This window comes from Caulobacter sp. BP25 (assembly GCF_002737755.1).
Lineage (GTDB): Bacteria > Pseudomonadota > Alphaproteobacteria > Caulobacterales > Caulobacteraceae > Caulobacter.
The window spans coordinates 61,343-79,420 of sequence record NZ_PEGH01000009.1 but is presented as its reverse complement, the minus strand read 5'-3'; the positions used below and the strand labels follow the sequence as shown (position 1 = coordinate 79,420).

The 18,078-nt window shown below is 68.1% G+C and carries 16 protein-coding genes; 2 read left to right on the top strand and 14 right to left on the bottom strand.

What is annotated here, in order from left to right; genetic code table 11:
* Nucleotides 1-13: 13 nt before the first annotated feature.
* A complete protein-coding gene (locus CSW59_RS06340) occupies nt 14-382 on the bottom strand; it encodes a VanZ family protein (RefSeq protein ID WP_099443243.1) in 369 nt (122 codons plus the stop codon).
* A 293-nt stretch (nt 383-675) separates the two neighbouring features.
* On the opposite strand from CSW59_RS06340, the gene CSW59_RS06335 reads away from it, so the two are divergent.
* Nucleotides 676-1,407, top strand: coding sequence for a transposase (locus tag CSW59_RS06335; RefSeq protein ID WP_099443242.1), 732 nt, complete (start codon nt 676-678; stop codon nt 1,405-1,407).
* A 160-nt stretch (nt 1,408-1,567) separates the two neighbouring features.
* On the opposite strand, the gene CSW59_RS06325 is transcribed toward CSW59_RS06335, so the two are convergent.
* From CSW59_RS06325 to CSW59_RS06310, 3 genes are all read right to left on the bottom strand, one after another.
* A complete protein-coding gene (locus CSW59_RS06325; RefSeq protein ID WP_099443241.1) occupies nt 1,568-2,617 on the bottom strand; it encodes a CoA ester lyase in 1,050 nt (349 codons plus the stop codon).
* 105 nt (nt 2,618-2,722) lie between these two features.
* Complete coding sequence (locus CSW59_RS06320) at nt 2,723-3,739, bottom strand: mechanosensitive ion channel family protein (protein ID WP_099443240.1); 1,017 nt, start codon at nt 3,737-3,739, stop codon at nt 2,723-2,725.
* Between the two features lie 179 nt (nt 3,740-3,918).
* On the bottom strand, nt 3,919-4,917 hold the full coding sequence (locus tag CSW59_RS06310) for an aldo/keto reductase (protein ID WP_099443239.1): 999 nt from the start codon (nt 4,915-4,917) through the stop codon (nt 3,919-3,921).
* 239 nt (nt 4,918-5,156) lie between these two features.
* Between CSW59_RS06310 and CSW59_RS06305 the strand changes: the two genes are divergently transcribed.
* Nucleotides 5,157-6,083 (top strand): hypothetical protein, encoded by a 927-nt coding sequence (locus CSW59_RS06305; protein ID WP_099443238.1) that lies wholly within the window; start codon nt 5,157-5,159, stop codon nt 6,081-6,083.
* Nucleotides 6,084-6,282: 199 nt separating this feature from the next.
* On the opposite strand, the gene CSW59_RS06295 is transcribed toward CSW59_RS06305, so the two are convergent.
* The 10 genes from CSW59_RS06295 to CSW59_RS20755 all read right to left on the bottom strand — a co-directional run bounded on the left by CSW59_RS06295 (nt 6,283) and on the right by CSW59_RS20755 (nt 18,021).
* Entirely contained in the window at nt 6,283-6,603 is a 321-nt protein-coding gene (locus tag CSW59_RS06295) for a hypothetical protein (RefSeq protein ID WP_099443237.1), read from the bottom strand.
* A 39-nt stretch (nt 6,604-6,642) separates the two neighbouring features.
* Nucleotides 6,643-7,449: a DNA adenine methylase gene (locus CSW59_RS06290; RefSeq protein ID WP_099443236.1), complete on the bottom strand. Its 807-nt coding sequence runs from the start codon at nt 7,447-7,449 to the stop codon at nt 6,643-6,645.
* Between the two features lie 144 nt (nt 7,450-7,593).
* Nucleotides 7,594-7,971, bottom strand: a complete 378-nt coding sequence (locus CSW59_RS06285; protein WP_099443235.1) for a hypothetical protein — start codon at nt 7,969-7,971, stop codon at nt 7,594-7,596.
* Nucleotides 7,972-7,980: 9 nt separating this feature from the next.
* Entirely contained in the window at nt 7,981-9,165 is a 1,185-nt protein-coding gene (locus CSW59_RS06280; protein ID WP_099443234.1) for a hypothetical protein, read from the bottom strand.
* On the bottom strand, nt 9,165-9,530 hold the full coding sequence (locus CSW59_RS06275; protein ID WP_099443233.1) for a hypothetical protein: 366 nt from the start codon (nt 9,528-9,530) through the stop codon (nt 9,165-9,167). The genes CSW59_RS06280 and CSW59_RS06275 overlap by 1 nt, the downstream gene beginning before the upstream one ends.
* A complete protein-coding gene (locus tag CSW59_RS06270) occupies nt 9,530-10,108 on the bottom strand; it encodes a hypothetical protein (protein ID WP_099443232.1) in 579 nt (192 codons plus the stop codon). The genes CSW59_RS06275 and CSW59_RS06270 overlap by 1 nt, the downstream gene beginning before the upstream one ends.
* Complete coding sequence (locus CSW59_RS06265) at nt 10,105-10,989, bottom strand: hypothetical protein (RefSeq protein WP_099443231.1); 885 nt, start codon at nt 10,987-10,989, stop codon at nt 10,105-10,107. The genes CSW59_RS06270 and CSW59_RS06265 overlap by 4 nt, the downstream gene beginning before the upstream one ends.
* A 2-nt stretch (nt 10,990-10,991) precedes the next feature.
* Nucleotides 10,992-12,551 carry a hypothetical protein gene (locus CSW59_RS06260; protein ID WP_099443230.1) on the bottom strand — a complete coding sequence of 520 codons (1,560 nt, stop codon included), beginning with the start codon at nt 12,549-12,551 and terminating at the stop codon, nt 10,992-10,994.
* On the bottom strand, nt 12,551-17,689 hold the full coding sequence (locus tag CSW59_RS06255; RefSeq protein ID WP_099443229.1) for a tape measure protein: 5,139 nt from the start codon (nt 17,687-17,689) through the stop codon (nt 12,551-12,553). The genes CSW59_RS06260 and CSW59_RS06255 overlap by 1 nt, the downstream gene beginning before the upstream one ends.
* Nucleotides 17,686-18,021: a DUF1799 domain-containing protein gene (locus CSW59_RS20755; RefSeq protein ID WP_161495027.1), complete on the bottom strand. Its 336-nt coding sequence runs from the start codon at nt 18,019-18,021 to the stop codon at nt 17,686-17,688. Before CSW59_RS20755 ends, CSW59_RS06255 begins: the two co-directional genes overlap by 4 nt.
* Nucleotides 18,022-18,078: the final 57 nt, after the last annotated feature.

Sequence of the window (18,078 nt, the reverse complement as noted above, 5' to 3'; positions counted from 1 at the left end):
CGGCGAGCCAAGCCTATGCGTCGGCGTTCAGCCATCGGGTCGCGATGATCGGCCCGAAGAAGAAGCCGACGCCCAGAGTGTCGGCGACAACGTCGAAGATGTCGGCGTCGCGGCCGACGATGGGCAAGCCCTGTAGGATCTCGATGGCGATCCCAAAGCCCAGCAGCACCACGCCGATCTTCCAATAGCGGCTCTTGGGCAGGGCCATCGTCGCCAGGAAAGTCAGGCCGTAGAAGACGATGAAGTGCTTGGCCTTGTCCCACGGGATCAGGCCCTTCGTGTCGTCCCCGGGCGCCAGGGCCGCGTAGAGGGTGAACGCCACGGCGGCGGTGAAGACCAGCAGGCCGGGCCAGTTGATCTTACGCGGAACGAGCAGGGACATGGGGCGGTCTTTAAAATGTAGATCCTCCCCCGCCATGCGGGGGAGGTGGCCAGGAGGGGCGGAGGGGCGAACTCGGCCCACACCGTACTAGCCCCCTTGTCTGTTGATTGCATGTCATTGTGGAGGCGTCTTCCGGGACGCCCGTCTGACGGTGGCAACGCCAGGCGGGCTGTTGGCGGATTGGCCGTTTCCCCCTGAGCCTTGAAGGCTGGGACTGAGCAGGGCCGCCGCCGACGTTTCATGACCCGGATGGTTGCAGAGACGAATGGGTCCGAAACCACAAGGATGGGTCGATGGAACGGGTGGAGCGTAACACGAAAGTCGCTGAGATCGACGTGGGCAAGCGCTGGCTGGATGTGGCGATGCATGGCCAGGACGGGACGCGTCGGTTCGGCAACGACGCGGCGGGGCGATCGGAGCTGTCCACCTGGCTGGTCGAGCGAGGTGTTGGTCGGGTTGGGCTTGAGGCGACAGGTGGCTACGAGCGTCAGGTTCGCTCCGCAATGGAGGCGGCGGATCTTGAGGTGGTGGTACACCAGCCGATGGAGGTTCGGCTGTTCGCCCGGCTCAAGCGCTGGAAGGCCAAGACCGACCAGCTGGACGCGGCTCTGATCGCGGCGGCGACGGCGCAGGCGGATGCGGTGCGCGCGGCCCAGGATCCGCGACTGGTCGAACTGGCCCAGCGCCTGACGGCCTACGAGCAGATCAGCGATCAGGCCGCCGCGCTGAAGACCTTCATGGAGCACGTCGATCTACCCGACCTGGTCCAGACCCTGGGCGAGCAAATCCAGAGCCTGTCGCGCCTGAAGGCCCGGCTCGCCGCCGAGATCCTGGAGCGGATCGCGGCCTGCCCCGAACTTCTGGCGCGCCACCGCTTGCTGATGTCGCTTCCTGGCGTAGGGGCGATCGTGGCCGCCATCGTCGCAAGCGCTTCGACCCAGGCTTCAAGGCCTTCGCCCAGCGCCTGCGAGAGGCCGGCAAACCTCCTAAGGTCGCCATCGTCGCCGTCATGCGAAAGCTTATAGAGGCCGCCAACCTCGTTCTCGCAAGACAGATCCCCTGGAACCCCACCACGCTCTGAACAACATGGTTGCTCAGTCACGGAGTTTATCCTCGGGCGCGCGCTTCGCGCGACCCGGGGGCGACAGCTCCCCCGCATCGCGGGGGAGCATCTAACTTATCGCCCTAAAACCCATACAGCCCCGCGTACTCCGCATCCTTCGCCGCGATCTGCCGGGCGCAGTCGACCATCACCTTGGCCTGTTTCCAGGTGGCGTCGTCCTGCATCTTGCCGTCGATCATGGCCACGCCCGTGCCGTCGGGCATGGCGTCCAGGATCTTCCGGGCGAATGCGACCTCGGCCGGGTCGGGGCTGAAGACCTGCTTGGCGATCTGGATCTGGCTGGGGTGCAAGCTCCAGGCGCCGGCGCAGCCCATCAGGAAGGCGTTGCGGAACTGCTGCTCGCAGGCGACCGGGTCGTCGATCGCCCCGAACGGACCGTAGAACGGCTTGATCCCATGGGCCGCGCAAGCGTCGACCATCTTGGCGAAGGTGTAGTGCCACAGGTCCTGCTGCACCGAGGCGCGGGATGATCCGTCCGTATGCGGATCTTCGATCACACGGTAGCCCGGATGACCACCGCCCACGCGGGTCGTCTTCATCGCCCGGCTGGCGGCGAGGTCCGCCGGGCCCAGGCTGATGCCCTGCATACGCGGGCTGGCGGCGGCGATCGCCTCGACGTTCATCACGCCCTCGGCCGTCTCCAGGATCGCGTGCAGCAGGATCGGCCGCGTGACGCCGTGCTTGGCCTCCAGCGAGGCCAGGAGCTGGTCCATGTAGAAGATGTCCCACGGCCCCTCGACCTTGGGGACCATGATCACGTCGATCTTGTCGCCGGCCTTCTCGACGATCGTGGCGACCTCATCCAGGTGCCAGGGCGAATTGAGGCAGTTGATCCGCGTCCAGAAGCCGACGCCCAGGGCCTTGAAGTCCACCTCGCGCGACAGGGCGACCAGACCGGCCAGGGCCGCGCCCTTGGCGTCGGCCGGAATGGCGTCTTCGAGGTTGGCCAGGATCACGTCGACGGTCGGGGCGATCTCGGGGACCTTGGCGCGGACCTTGTCCAGGTGCGGCGGCACGAAGTGGATCATCCGCTCCACGCGGGCGGGCAGTTCGCGGTAAGGCGTCGGCGCGCCGATCGCCAAGGGTTTGAAAAAGCCGCGCGGCGTCTTCATGCCGGTCTACTCCCCGTTCTTGTCACGCCGCCCTCTGGAGCGGTCATTTCGCAATTGCGAGAAGACTGCGGCGGCGCGGCATGGAGGTCAAGGCTGACGCGTGGGTCAGGCCTTCGCGGGCGGCGGCTTGGGGGCTTCTTCGGGATCCTCGCGCTCGAGATCGGCGGCGGCGTCGTTGCTGGAGGCCTGGCGCGCGGCCTTGGCCTTGCGGCGGCGGGCGGCGGGCTCCAGGCGCAGGCTGGTGAGGGCGTCGTCGCCCTCCTCGCCGAACAGGCCGCGCAGCCGGATGTCGCGCTGCGGATAGGGGATCTCGATCCCGGCGCCGCGCAAAGCATCGTCGATCAGCCAGGTATAGGCCGCGAAGATCGCCGCCGGGCGGCGCACCGCCTCGACGGTCGGCCAGACGATCAGCTCGAACTTCAGGGCGTGGTCGCCATAGCCGACCAGCCAGACCTGAGCCCGGCGCGTGGCGTCGTCGGGCGAGGTGAACGGGGCGGACTTGGCGGCCTTCAGCACCGCCTCGCGCACCTTGTCCTTGTCCGCGCCGAAGGCCGTGACGAACGGCACGCGAATGCGGCGGTTGGTGCCGCGCAGGGTCCAGTTGATCACTTGGTCGTTCACCAGCACCGAGTTGGGCACGATAATGTCGGTGCTATCGTTGGTGCGGATGCGGGTGGCGCGCGCCCCGATCGCGTGGACCACGCCCCGGCCGCCATTGGGCAGCTCGACGAAGTCGCCTACCGCCACCAGCCGCTCGAACACCAGGGAAACGCCCGAGGCGAAGTCCTTGATGACGCCCTGCAGGCCAAGACCCACCCCGACGCCCAGGGCGCCGGCGAACACGGTCAGCGAGGTGAGATCCAGGCCCATGGTCGACAAGCCGGCCACAACCCCGATCACGATCAGGCCGTAGGTCGCGACCTTCTCGACAGCGTACAGCGACGCCGCGTCCCCCGCCGCCCGCTCGCGCAACCGCCTAAAGCCCGCCGAGGTCAGGCGCGCGGCGACCAGGGCCGCGCCGACGATCAGCACGCCAGTGACAAGGCCGCCGACCGTCACCGACGCCTTGCCCAGCTTCAGGAGTTCGAAGGAGTCGAGCGTGCGAAGCGGGTTGTCGGCCATGGCGGGGAGTGTGGGCTCAGGTCGCGACGAGGGGCAAGCGCGGTGTCGCGAAGTTGCTCCTCCGCGATGCGGGGGAGCTGTCACGGAGTGACTGAGGGGGCGAGCGCCGTGAGAGCAGAGCTTGCCCCCTCCGGCCCTCTGGGCCACCTCCCCCGCATGGCGGGGGAGGAACTTGAAAACTACCGCCCCACCATCGCCAGACCCGCCTTCGTATAGCGCTCGCCCTCGACGGCCGTTTCCGGAACGGCGGCGGCGATGCGGGCCAGGTCTTCGGCGGAGAGCGCGAGGTCGACCGCGCCGAGGTTCTCCTCCAGCCGGGCGATCTTCGTCGTCCCGGGGATCGGGGCGATGGACTCGCCCTGATGCAGAATCCAGGCGAGCGCCAGCTGGGCCGGGGTCGCGCCCTTCTCGGCGGCGATCTGGGTCAGCGCCTCGACCAGGGACAGGTTCTTGGCCAGGGCCTCGCCCTGGAAGCGCGGCAGGTTGCGGCGGAAGTCGTTCTCGCCGATCTCGGTCTTCATCGCACCGGTCAGGAAACCGCGACCCAGGGGGCTGTAAGGCACGAGACCGATACCCAGCTCACGCAGGGTCGGCAGGACATCGGCCTCCAGTTCGCGGAACCACAGCGAATATTCGCTCTGCAGCGCCGCGACCGGCTGGATGGCGTGGGCCTTGCGGATCGTGGCCGGGCCGGCTTCGGAGAGGCCAAAGTGCTTGACCTTGCCCTCGGCGATCAGGTCCTTGACCGTCCCGGCCACGTCCTCGATCGGCACGTTGGGATCGACGCGGTGCTGGTAGAAGAGGTCGATCACTTCGACGCCCAGGCGCTTCAGCGAGGCCTCGGCCACGGCGCGGATGTGCTCGGGGCGGCTGTCGGTGCCGCGCATGCGCGAAAAGCCCTCGCCCGTCCCCTCCGGCGCGATGTCGAAGCCGAACTTGGTGGCGATCACGACCTTGTCGCGGAAGGGCTTCAGGCCTTCGCCGACCAGCACCTCGTTGGTGTAGGGGCCATAGACCTCGGCGGTGTCGAAGAAGGTCACGCCCAGCTCGACGGCCCGGGCCAGCAGCCTGTGGGCGTCGGCCGCTTCCAGCGCCGTGCCGTACACCTGGCCCATGCCCATGCAGCCGAGACCGATGGCCGAGACCTCAAGGCCGTCGCCGAGTTTACGCGTCTTCATGGGATGCTCCTTCGTCTGGATGGGCCGGCGTCGCCGACGCCCCGCAGATGGGGGGCCGAGCGATGACGGCCTAGCGCCCGCCCCTTCGATTTGGAGGATCAGGCAATCCTCTTGGCGTGGCAGTCAATCGCCTTCGCAGCCGCTCCGCCCGATCACGCCGGACATTACCGCCATTTAAATTGAACACCGTTCTGTGATTGCGCAGCTTAGGCTGGGGAATCGGATTTCGAGGCGATGCGATGGCGGTGACGCGGCGGCTGGCGGCGCTGATGATGGCCGGCGCGGTAGTGGCCCTAGGCGCTTGCGCGGCGCAGGCCCAGAGCTTGAGCGTCGCCGCGCCCGGCGGCGGCGCGCCGATGCGCTGGGCCTCGTCCAAGTTCGGCGACCGGATCGAGCCACGCGCGGCGGTGCTGCTGCCAATCCGTTTCGACAGGGTCGACAAGACCTTCTACGCCCAGTTCGATCTCGGGGCGAAGTCGACCGTCTTCTACGGCAAGACCGTGGCGGCGGCTTCGGCCAGGATCCCCGCGCTCAAGGGCGGGCCGCTGAGCTTCGCGATCGGCGACGTCCGCGCCAGCATCGCCAAGCCCAATGTCCGTGAAGGGATCGGCGATCCGGACATCGCCTGGGACGATCCCAAGGCGGTGGACCTGATCGGCACGATCGGCGTCGATCTGCTGGAAGGCCGCGTGCTGGCGGTCGACTTCAAGGGGATGCGCCTGACTGTTGGCGACGCCGCCCCGCCCGACCTCGCCGCCAAGGCCAACTGGTCGCCGATGACGCTGAAGAGCCGCTGGGTGCTTCTGGACGCCCAACTGGAAGGCCAGCCGACCAAGCTCTTGCTCGACACCGGCTCCAGCGCCTTCGCCCTGCTGATCGACAAGACCCGCTGGAGCCAGATGACGACGGGCCAGGACGCCGAGAGCTTCCCGGTCAATTCGTGGGGCAAAAAGCTGATGGCCCACACCGCCCCGACCGAGGCCCGGGTGGTGATCGGCGGCCTCGACACGCCGCTGGGCGACGCGACCTATATCGAAGGGACCAGCGCCATGCAGGGGCTGATGATGCGCGCCACCGGCATGGGCGGCATGACCGGCAACCGCCTGTTCTTCGACCGCGTCCTGCTGCTGGACGCGCCGGGCGGGCGCTATGCGGTGATCGAATAACCTCATCTTGAAAATCCCCCCAGCGGGGGAGGTGGCGCGAAGCGTCGAAGGGGAAAGTCCTGCAGACCTTGCCTCTTCCCCCTCCGTCGTCGCTCCGCGCCGACACCTCCCCCGCTGGGGGGAGGATGTAGCGCGACATTTGGTTTCGCAGCGCGAGACACTTGGTTTCGCAGTGCTTTCGAAAATCGGCAAGACCTGATCACCCCCTCGCCCCGAACCCTAGACCACGCCTCGGCGGGCCATACTCGCCCTTGGCCCCCCTCGACGTGCCGATCTCCCGCCTGCCGCATTTAGGGCAACGCCAGCGCGGTCGGATCTCTCGCAGGTCGATGTCGCCCCACCCGCGCTCAATATAGGCCTGGAAGTCCGCCAGCCAGCTGTGGCTGCACCCATGGGCCTGGCAGGACAGGAAGAGCGTGTCACCTCGGACCCAGTAGCCACGCGCGGTGTTGATCTCCCGCATGAAGCCGGGAACCTGGTCCCAGCCGGTGAAGCCCGTCTCTCGTCGGTGGTGGACCATGGGCGGAGGCTCTACTCCTCCGCCCAGGCCGGCGGCAAGCTAGGCCGGGGTGATGATCACTTCGCGGGCTGGAGCCGCGCCGCCGCCGGCGACGCCGTAGTGGGTGCCGACCGCCTCGATCTGGAAGTCCTTGAAGGTTTCGCGGACGCCCGGAACGTCGTTCAAAGACATTACGAAGCGGCCTTTAAGCCCCTTCAAAGCGACCGCCAACGCCTCGAAATCCGAGCGGCTGAACATGCCCTCGCCGTAGTCGGTCTCGCAGGCCCAGTAAGGCGGGTCCAGATAGAAGAGCGTTCCGGGGCTGTCGCGACGGGCGAGGAACTCCGCCCAGGGCTGGCACTCGATCTCGACGCCGGCGAGGCGGTCGCGGATCTCCGCCAGGTCGCCAGCCAGCCTGGTGACGTCGAACCGGGCCGGGCGGTCCAGCGAGACGCCATAGTTCCGGCCGGTGATCTTGCCGCCGAAGGCCAGCTTCTGGAGATAGAGGAAGCGAGCGGCGCGCTGCAGGTCGGTCATGCTCTTCGGGTCGAGGCTCTTGAGCCGATCGAACTCAGCCCGCGAGCTGATGTGAAACCGGATCAGATCCATGAAGGCGACGTAGTGATCCTGGAGCACCCGGAAGAACGTCCAGACGTCGCGGCTCCAGTCGTTGATGACCTCCGCCTTGGGCCGCAACCGGCGGCGGAAGAACACACCGCCCATGCCCACGAAGGGCTCGGCGTAGAGCGCATGGGGGATGGCCTCGATGCGATCGACCAGGCGCTTGGCCAGGTTGCGCTTCCCACCGAGGTAGGGAGCCGCCGGCTTTACGGGCGCGACGGCGGTGAAGGTTGGACTCGACTCCATTGAAAACCTGACTACGAAAGCCCCGCCGGTGCATCGGCGGCGGGACAGAAGGGGGCGCGCGCCCCCGGATGTGTGGTTCTCCAGACCACGGCTCGGGCGTTCCAGCGCCCTAACCCCCGCCAAAAGGCGACATCCCAGCCTGGGCTAGATGATCGCTTTCGCGCGGATGAACAGAGCGTCGGCCTCGGCCTCGGTCTTCCCCAGGACTTCGATGAACTGAAGGGTCATCGGGTGGGTGCGCCAGAAGTCGCTGGCGTCGGCCCAATAGATCTGGGCGGCGCGATCGTTGGAAGCCGCGATCGCCGCCTCCACGTCATCCAACAGCTCGGCCTCCAGCAGGGCCAGGCGAAGCTGCATCCGCGAGACCGAAGCCGGGCAAGACGCCTCGACCCAGCCGCAGGCCGCGCGGCCTTCCGGGTTATTGGGAAGGTCGCTCCACATCGAGCCGGTGGGATCGCTGTCGCTCTCGGGCAGCTTCTGAGGAACGCCGCCGTTCTTGGAATAGAGTTGGGTCGCGTGCATGGGAGATCCTTAAGCGGCGATGCGCATGTAAGCGTTGCGGGAGTTTGGCGAGATGACCCTGGGCGTCAGCGCGCCGACGCGGGTCGAGCCCTGGTCCGATGGGCCGTTCTGGGTGACCAGGTGGAGGCTCGCGTTCACGGTGTCCTGGGCGACCGCCTTGATGCTGTTGCCGTAGGTGCGCACCGAGACGGGAACAGCCGTACCGTTCCAGGCCGTCAGGTGAGCCCATTTCCAGTCTGATGAGATGAAGAGCAACCCCGAGGTCGTCGTCAGGGCAACCGGGGTGGCAAGGCCGCCGCCGAAGGCCTGGGTGAACGTGCGGGTGCCGAGCTGCGTGGCGCCGTTGTAGAAGTAGATGACGTCTGAGGCGCCACCTGGCCGGAAGATCGCCACCGTCGTTCCAAGCAGCTCCATCCGCGGATCGGTCCATGGGGACGAAAGAAGGAGGGTCCACGCGCCGGTGACCGGATTGCCCGTCGTGTAGTAAATCTCACCCCGGTTGAAGCCGCGCAGATAATAGGTCGATCCGACCTTGATCATCTCATTCATGGCCATCGTCCCGTCCGGAGACGAGGTCATCGCGGTCCAGTTCGTGCCGTCTGGCGTCGATTTACCATTGAAGCCGCCGGTGTAGAGACGACCGTCGCAAACGAACGGCGACACGTAGCTGTAGGCCCCCGCCGCAGTGACGTTGGTCCAAGACCCAGCGCCGGTCGAGGAACTCATCAGATAATTGCTGGTGATGTTCCCGACGTAGTAAAGCCCGCCGAAATAGACGACCTGAACCCACTCGGCGCTGACCCAGGGCGCGATGCTGCTGACCTGGAGCGACCATGTGGTCGAGGCCGCGTTAGGCTTGCTGTAGAGATCGGCGTACCCGCTGCCGGCGTTGTAGACGACCGCGAAGTGTCGGCCGTTGACCGCCATATAGGCCGCGAGATTGCCGCCCACGTTGCCGTTGCCGGTGATGTCGCTGGTGTCGGTGGTGATCGACCAGTTGACGTTGTTGAAGCCGCCAAACACCGTCGTGTCCGAGAGGTGCGGGGCGAGCGCCTGGGAAGGGCTGGCAACGGGGCCGCCGTCCGCCAGCTGGTATTTCAGGGCGTTGGGGTTGGCGGCCGCCATGACGATCGCGCCGACCGGCACGTCGCCGCCCAGGCCGGGGATCTGACCGACGTAGCTGGCGCGGCGCATCAGGCGTCGTCCTCGACCCAGGCCACCGAAATGGCCAGATCACCGGCCGTGGAGCCGCGATGCTGGAGCTTCTGGCCAGCGGTCAAAGGCACCCGCCATTCCATGTCCGGAGCGCCGCTCTTGGACAGGTATTCGATCGGGTAGTTGCGGACCCGGTAGCCGTCGTTGGCGTTGGCCGAGACGCTGGTGTCGACCACGTAGAGGTCGAAGTATCGGTCGGCCGGGCCGGCGCCGACGTAGGCAACCCGGACGCTGGCGGTCCGAACCTTGCCGGCGGGGGTCGCCACGGCCTGCCCCTGCGGGCCGATATCCTGCAGGGTGGTGGTGCAGGCGCGCTGCGTGAGGGGATAGAAGACAGCGGGCATTACAGAAGCTCCTGCTTGGTGAGGCGAAGCCGGCTCTTGAGCCGCGCGATTTCGGTTTCCAGCGCGGTGACGCGGCCGGTCAGGGTGGTGTCGATCGGCGCGGTGATAGCGACCGTCCAAGCCGCGAACGTGCCGGTTCCCGACTTGTACTGAGGCACCACCGTCATGGTCTTGGCGGTGGCGTCGAAAGCCGTGATGACGCCCGAGAACTGCTTGGCCGGGTCGGCGGTGACCGCCCAGACGACGCTTTGACCAACGGCGTAGGCCTTGCCGGCCTCGTTGATGGCCAGGTTCACCGCCGTCCCCAGAACCAGGGTCCCCAGGTTGATGCTGGAGATGGACGTGGACTTGGTCCCCGGCGCATTGGCGGCCGAGGCGGCGGCGGCGTTAGCGAGGACCACCTGAGCGGCGGCGGCGTCGGCGAGACCCGCGACAACCGCCGTCACGGCGGCAATGTCGGCCAAAGCCGCCGGGAAGTTGATTTCGTGGCCGTCGTCGTCAAAGCCGCCGGGGTTCGTCGCCGAAACCGGGTCGGAGTTGTAGTAGCCGCTTTGCAGGCGCTCCAGGGGCGTGGTCACGCGATGATCTCCTCGAAAGTCATGGTCACCGAGTGCTGGCGCTCATAGGTGAACTGGATCTCGCCGAGCTGGACGAGCGTTGCGGGGTAGGCCTCGCGCGCCGAGCCGGCGACGTCGTCGCTGTCGGGAATGAAGGCCACCATGTCGGTGTCGTTGACGCGGGCGCAGTCGTCGTAGAGACGCAGCGCTTCGTCTGAGGTCAGGCCCGACCAGGTCGCCGTGGTCCGGCGGCGCGACATGCGCTCCTCGGCGAAGCGACGGCCCGATGGCGCCTCTTCGATCTTCGAGCGCCTGACCTGACCCAGCCGGCGGCCGCGATCGAAGTTGAGAACCGGCTTCCACGTCCGCGAAAGATAGAGGTTGCCGATGTCATAGAAGCCGGCGGCGTTGTCGCGGTCGTCGATCTCGATTTGCACCGCGCTCGCCGACAGCGGCGCGTCGAGCGAGAGGAAGCGATGCCGGCGGAAGACATCGACGTCGGCCAGCAGGGCCTGGCCGCACCATAAGTTGGCCGCGTTCCAGGGCAACGAAAGTGACCGATAGCGGCGGGGATGAACGCGGATCCAGCCCGACTGATAGACCGGGGTTGAAAGCGACCCACCCGCGCCAGCGATCGTCACCCGGATCTTCGCCTTCAGGCTCAGGGTGTGGAACAGGATGCCGATCAGGTCGATGCCACGCGGGCGGTCGAACGTGATCAGGATGACGTTCGCGGACAGCGTCGCGATATTGGTCTGCCGCATCGGCTTGGTCAGGTGCCGAGGGCTGACCGCCGTCGCGTTGGCCATGATGTTGGCCAAGGGCAGCGCGGCTGACCCGGCGGTCCCGCCCAAGGTCAGCAGCGGGAGAAGGTTACGAGTGGCGAGCTTTCCAAGCGCCATGGTCAGCCCCACAAGGTCCAGGTCATGAGATCGCGGCTCGGCCGCATCGGCTCCTCGCCGACGAGAAGGTAGAGGCCGTCGATGCCGCGCGGCGGATAGACCAGGCGCACGGTGGCCCCGAGCGACATGGCCAGCGCCTCGGGGGTCATTTCGAGAACCACCTTCCACTGCCGACGCGGAGCGCCATCGGCCCTTAGGCCAAACAGGGCGCGGAGGTCGTTGGCGAGCGCCTGGGCGTCAGCCTCAAGGCGAAGGGCGGTGTCGATCTCGATGGTCCGCCAGGTGGTCGGCAAGCGCGACTTGACGGTGGCGTCCTCGGCGACGGCGTAGCGGTACTCGGTGGCCAAACGCTCGGCGGTGGTCGTCTTGACCAAGGCCGGCAGAAGCTCGGACGTCGTGAAGGTCGTATAGACTTGCCCCCAGCCGATCCGGACCACGCCAGCGGGGGCCACCCCCGCGTTGTCGGCCGAGAGGCGAACAACCTGGTCGGCGCCGATCTCAAAGGCCGGGCTGGCGGCGGGCGCGGCGAACTTGAACGCCTGCCACACGCCCTGACGATCGGGAAGGACCGCCGCGCCCGCCGACCGGGCCAGCTTGGCCACGATGGCGGCCGCCGACGTGGTATCGCCCACCCAGAGACCGACCGGCGCCGGCGCGCTTAGGGCGCCGATGCTGGCGCCGATGCGATCGGCGGGCACGCCAGCGCGGGCAAGGATGCGGGCCAGGATAGGTCCGACCGTTTCAACATAGCCGCCAGCGCTCTCGCCTTGGAACCCGAAGGTGAGCTTGCCGACCGGGTCGCCGTTGATCTTGAGAAGACCCCGGCCGAGGTCCGTGACGCTGCCCGCCGCCGGCGGCGTATAGGCGTCGAAGACCGAACCGGCGCGGTCCGGCTGGGCCGCATAGCCCGCCGGGGATCCACGGTCGAAGATCTGGACGCCGCCGCTGATCGCCGCATCGTGGAGCTGATAAGCCAGCACGGCCGCGTTTACCTGAGGCGCCGGGATGTGAGCGTCGGTGAGGCGGCCGAAGCCCAGCGGCTTTGGCCTTCCCTTCAGGCCATCGGCGGCCCCCTCATACAGAACCCCGCCGGTGCCGTTTCCGCCCGAGTAGACCGTGGGCTGGATGTCTCGGTCCAACTCGACGCTGTAGTCGTAGAGGCTGACGCTGACCGAAGCGGACGACGACGTGCTGTCGTCATATTCCGGCGGTGTGGCGAGCCCAGAGAGCAGCCGCGACGCGGTCGAGAAGGGCTGACCTTCCGTCCAGCGCCAAATGCGGATCGTGCGCCACAGGTGACCGCGATAGGCGTCCAGGCCGCCGTCGCCATTGGAGAGGCTCATCGAGCCAACGCCCAAGGCGGGGGTCAGCGTGGCCATGTCATCGAACAGCGACCGCCGCAGAGTCGGCGGATCGATCAGGCGATCGTCCCAGGGCACGTTCGAATAGATCGGTTCGCTCGGCGGAAGCGGCCTGATCGCGCGGTCGCTGAAACGCAAGGTCGAGGTGACGCCGGCCGGCGAGGTCACATCGACTTCGACGAGAGTGACGGTCTGTGCCATCAGACCGCGCTCGCGATCTTCTGGCGCAGCCAGATGGAGGACAGGTTCGTCTCGCGGCCGATGCTATCCAAGGCCTCGGCTTGCTGGGCGGTCGTCGAAGCCAACGCGTCAACGCTGCTCGAAACCGTGTTCAACGCGCCTTCAAGCCGCTCCTGGATGGCGGCATTGGCGGCCGAGCTGGCGGTGACGACGTCGCGCAGGGACGAGGCCAGCGTGGTCTTCAGGTCGACGATCGCGGCCAGCACCTTGTCCACGAGCGGCGCCTGGGCCGTGACCTGGGCGTTCACGAAGTCGATCGACTTGTTGAGCGTGATGGGCTGGGTAGCGAGTGATTGCTTGAGGCTCACGCCGAAGGCGTTGTCGCCGCCGCTGCCGCCGAAGATCGCCTTCAGGGTCGAGGCGACGTCGTTCGACGCGGCGACGGTCGAAGCGCGCATCTGCTCAAGCGCGGCCACCTGGCCGGTGACCTGGTCGTAAAGAGCGCGGCGCGAGGCGGCGTCGCCATTCACCTCGCGGTCGGCCGCCAGCAGACGGTCGGCGTAGCTGGTGATCGAGGACAGCGCGTCGGAGTCGCCGCTCCTGGCGAGCGCCAGCTGACGGTCGTACTGGCTGCGGGCGGCGGCCAGCTCCTCCTGCGGCGACAGCTCGTTGCTCGACGAGCCGACCAGGCCGTCGAGCCAGGACTTGAGCTTCGGCGCGGCCTCCTTGAAGGCGTCAGTGGTCGTCGAAACGCTATCGGAAAGGTCCGTCAGCGTCTGGTCGATCTCCAGCTGGCGAAGCGTCTCGATCTGGCCCAGGACGTCAGACGTCAGAAGACCCGCCGCGATGTAGCTCTGCGCCGTGACGATCCTGGACTTGTAGTCCTTCTCGACCTGGTCGAGGGCCGACTTGAGCTTGGCGGCGGTCGGGTTGACGATCTGGAGGATCGCGTCGTTGATCGACCCCGAGAAGTCGCCCGCGCCCGCCTGGCCGGCCAGCTTGGCGGACGCCTCATCGGCGGCCTGACCGAGGTTCTTGAGAGCCTCGACGACTTGGAGGTCCTTCAGCTGGTCGAGCTTGCCCAGCACGTCGCCCGTGGCGATGCCGGCAGCGATCAGCTCCTGGGCCTGCTTCTTGAGGGCCTGGTAGTTCTCGTCGATCGCCGCCAGGGCCTGCTTCTTGGCGTAGACGGCGGGGTCGGTGAGCTGGGCGATGGCGTCGTCGATCGACCCGCTGAAATCCGCGGCGACCTGCATCGAGGCGATGACCTGGTCGATCGTCGCGCCGGCGGCCAGCAACTTCTGCGCATAGGCGGTCTGGGCTTCGGACCCCCACTTGGCGCCTGCCAGGATGGTCTTGGTCGCCGCGTCGATCGCCGCCGAGACATCACCCACGGCCGTGTCGATCGACGTACCGTTCGAGAAGTTGAGGTGGGTGCTGTCGCGGGTGCCGATGTCGATCTTGCTGACCGTGGCCGACAGGGTCGCGCCGCCCGCTTCGAGCGCCGCCTGGATCTGGGCGACGGACTGGGCGACCTGCTGGGCGGCGGCCGTCGTCTGGTCGGTGCGCTTGGCGCCGTCCATGGAGACCACGTTGCCCTTGGCGTCTAGCGTGGCGACGGCGGCGTGGTTGCTTGCCTTCCCGCCGACCAGGCCGCCGATCAGGTTGCCGGCGATCGAGCCGATGATCGCGCCGCCGGGGATCGGGATGAAGCTGCCGATCGCGCCGCCGATCGTCGAACCGATCTGGCTCCCCGAGGTCTGCTTGATCCCCAGCATGCCGGCGACGGACGAGACCAGCATGCCCGTCCCGGCTCCGCCGGCGGCAGCGCCAAGGCCGCCGGCGAGCTTCGCGGCGCCAAGGCCCGAGTAGCCCAGCTTGCCCAGCACATCGAGCGAGGTCTGACCGACCACGGACGAGAGCCCCTTGAGCGCGCCGGCAGAGGTGAACAAGGATCCGAGGCCTTGGGTGCCGCCCAGCTGGCCAAGGCCACTGCCGCTCTGCAGGGCGTTCATACCGCTGACCGATCCGACAACGGCGTTGATCAGGATGTCGATCGGCTTGGCCAGCAAGGCGTTATAGACAGCCTCGCGAAGGCGACGTTCGACGAAGTCCCCGACGTCCTCGAAACCGAGGTGTCCGCTTTCGATGAAGGCCTGCTTTAGCCCGTCCTTCAGGTCGCCGATGGCCTTGGCGTCCTGGGCGGCCGCCTCGTCGGCCAACGCCAGCGCGCGGGCGCGAGCCTCGACTTCATCCTTTGTCCAGGTCGAATGCTCTGCCAGCAGCAACGACTTGCGCTGCAGGTAGCGCTCCTCGACGGCGCGCTCGGCATTGGTCATCCGCGCCAGGCGCAGCTCCTCGGCTTGGCGCTTGGTCAGGTCGGCGCTATCGGCGGCCGCGCCGGCGGCAAACAGAGCCTCCGCCTTCGCGCGTATCGCCGCGACCTGATCGTCGGTCAGGGTCTTACCCGCGCGGTCCAGTTCCTGACGAACGAATTCTTCGCGCTGATAGGCGACCAGGGCTTCGGTGCCGCCGGCGACCGCCCTGGCGTAACCGATTTCCGAGGCGGTCCGCTGGTCCAAGTCGCGGATCTGGTCGGCGACGCGCTCGGCCTTAGCCGTCGCGATCAACTGCTTCTCCTTGGCCTCGGCGGCGGCGACGGCGGCCTTGGCGTGATCGAGGGTCGCCCCGGTTAGCTGGTCGAGCGTATCGACGCCCAGCTGCTGGAGCGCCTCTAGGCCGGCCTCTTTGACCTGTAGGGCTTCAAGGGCGGCTTCGCCCTGGATGGCGGCGGCGGAGCGGCGCTGGAGAGCGGCCGTGTCGGCTTCTGCGGTCTTGCGCAGGCCGATCGCCTTCTCGATCCGCTCATTCGCGATCTTGAGGCGCTCGGTCTCCTCGGCGCGGGCGCGGATCTGGCCGACCAGGGCTTGCTCGGCGGCCGTCAGCTTGGGCCGATCGGCCAGGGCCAGGCGCTCGACGGCCTGGCGGCCAGCCTCCTTGACCTTCCAGTCGTCCAGGGCGACGCCGCCGGCGACGAGGGCTTGGGTGTAGGCCTCCTGGGCGAGGCGCGCGGCTTCCAGATCCCCGGCGCGGTTCTGGGCGCGCAGGGTGTCCTTGTCCGTCGTCGTGACGGTCGTAGTCGCTGGCGGCTTCGCCTCGGGGGCCGGCTTGGCGATGGCGAGCTGGATCCTCGCCGACATATTCGCGGCCAGCTCGTCGTTGATCTGGTCGCGACGGGCCGACGCCAGGATCTTGCTGTAGACCGGCGAGCCGTCAGGGCTCACGCCGGTCTGGACCTTAACGACCCCGCGTCCAGCCTTGTCGAGATCCTTCAGCTCCCCGCGGAGCTTCTGGTCGGTCTCTTGGAGGGCCCCCAGCGCGGCCTGGCGGCGGGCGTCGGCCAGCTTGAGGGTTTGGTCGGTCAGCTGACGGGTGGAGCCGGTCAGCTTGTCGGTAGGGTCCACGGCGTTGGCGGTGTCGGCGCCGAACACCCGCGTATTGGTCGCCGCGTCGCCCAGCGCCTCGGCCGCCTGGGCCATGGCGGTCGCGTACTGATGCTGGGTGACGTAGGCCTCGCGAGCCCGCGCGTCGGCTTCGGCGATCTCGTTGCCGACATAGGCGACAGCGGCGCCGGCGGCCAGGAGCGCGATGCCCCAGGGCCCGCCCAGCATCCCCATCAAGCCGCCGAAGAGCGCCTTGGCGCCCTGGGCGGCCGCGCCGCCGGCGGTCGTCGCGGTGGCCAGCGCGCCGGCGGCGACCTGCGCGCGGGCCGAGGCGGCCGTGGTGGCCGTCTGGGCGGCGGCCAGGTCGCGCTCGGCGACGGCGACCAGCGCCTTCTTCTCGGCCAGTGAAAGGGTCGAGGTGAGGTTGGCCGCCTGGGCGCGGGCCTGGGCCAGCGCGGCGGCCGCGCCTTGTTCGTTGGCCAGGGCAAGGTCGCGGGCGGCGGCCGCCGCCGTGACTTCGGCTTGCGCGGCCGCGACGATCGCGCCGCGCAGCGAGCTAACCGCTACGACCTCGCCCTGGGCCGTGGTGACGGTGATAGCGCCCGACGCCTTGGCCGCCTCGGCCTTGGCCAGATAGGCGGCCGCCGCGCCGCGCGCTTCAGTGGCCGTCGAAACCAGCCACTTGGCCAGGCCGATCGCCACCACGGCGCCGGCGGCGGCCTCGACTTGGTCGAGATGGTCGACCAGGAAGGTGGCGGCCTCGGCGGCGTTGCCGAGGCCTTCGCCCAGCGACTTGCCCAGGGCCTGGGCGGCTTCCTTGGTGTCGGACGAACCCAGCTCGGCATTGAGCGACTGAAGGCCGCTGGTGAGGCCTTCCAGGAAGGCTGCGCCAGCGGTGGCGGTCAAGCCATCGGTGGTGTTCTTGAAGTCGGCGAAGGCCAGGCGCGCTTGGCCGATCGGCTTAGTCAGCGCCGCATCGACCTTGGGGCCGAACTCCTTGGAGAGCTGGGCCGCGAACTGGGGCAGGAAGTCCTCGGAGAGGAGCTTGCCGCTATCGACCAGCTTGCCGAACTCCTGGGTGGTCATCCCCATTGAGCGAGCGGCGACCTGGTAGGCGCCGGGCAGGCTTTCGGCGAGCTGCTGGCGCAGCTCTTCCTGGCTGACCACGCCCTTGTTGGCGATTTGGCTGATCGCCTCCATGGCCAGCTTCTGCTTCTCCTGGGAGAGGTTCAGAACCGTGCCGGCTTCGTTCAGGCCCAGCCAGATGTCCTTGGTCTTCTGACCGGCCAAGGCGGTGCCGTTGGTCGCGGCCGCCAGCTGCAGGTAGCCCGCCGTGGTCTCGCGGATGACCAGGCCCAGTCGCTCGGATTGCTCGCGCACGAAGTCTTGGGCGTCGGCCGCGCCATAGGCGCCGCCCGTGACCGCCGACAGACCGGTGTTCAGACCCGAGACCGCGAAGGCGGCTTCCTTGAGCTGGCCGACCAGCTCGCGCCCGCCGATCAGACCAAGAGCGGCGCCCAGGGCCGCGCCGGCCGCTCGCGCGCCGCCAGCGGAGCGCTCGAAGCCAGCCGTCGCCGTCTGGGCCTCGCGCATGCCGGCGGCGGCCTTGGTCCCCGCGACGCCGACCTGGGCGGTGTCGCGCGCGGCCGCGCCCAGCACCTGGCTGGTGTTGCCGGCGCTGGCCTCAAGGCGAAGACGGGCGACGAGATCGGTCAAGCGGCGGCCTCCGCCCAGGCTTCTAGGGCGTCGTTTTCCATGAGACGGATGCGGATGAAGTCGTCGGCGGAGATCTCGCCCAGGCCAGCCAGGCGCGCGGCGATCTCCAAAACCTCGTACTTCAAGCCAAGGCGGACGAGCCTGGCGGCCGACATGGTCGAGAGCGCGAGCGTCGACCACTGAGTCTGCATGGCCAGGAAGAGCCGGACCGCGAAGGCGTTGTGCGGATGAACCTGGAAGGTGTCCGGCGCGCGGCGCTGGGCCATCAGGTCATCGGACGCCTTCTGGATCTCGGCGGGCGGGTAGCCGAAGGCGCGGAGATCTTCGAGCATGCTCTCGATCTCCGCCGTGACCAGCTCGGACTGTTCGCGGCGGCCCGTGGCGATCAG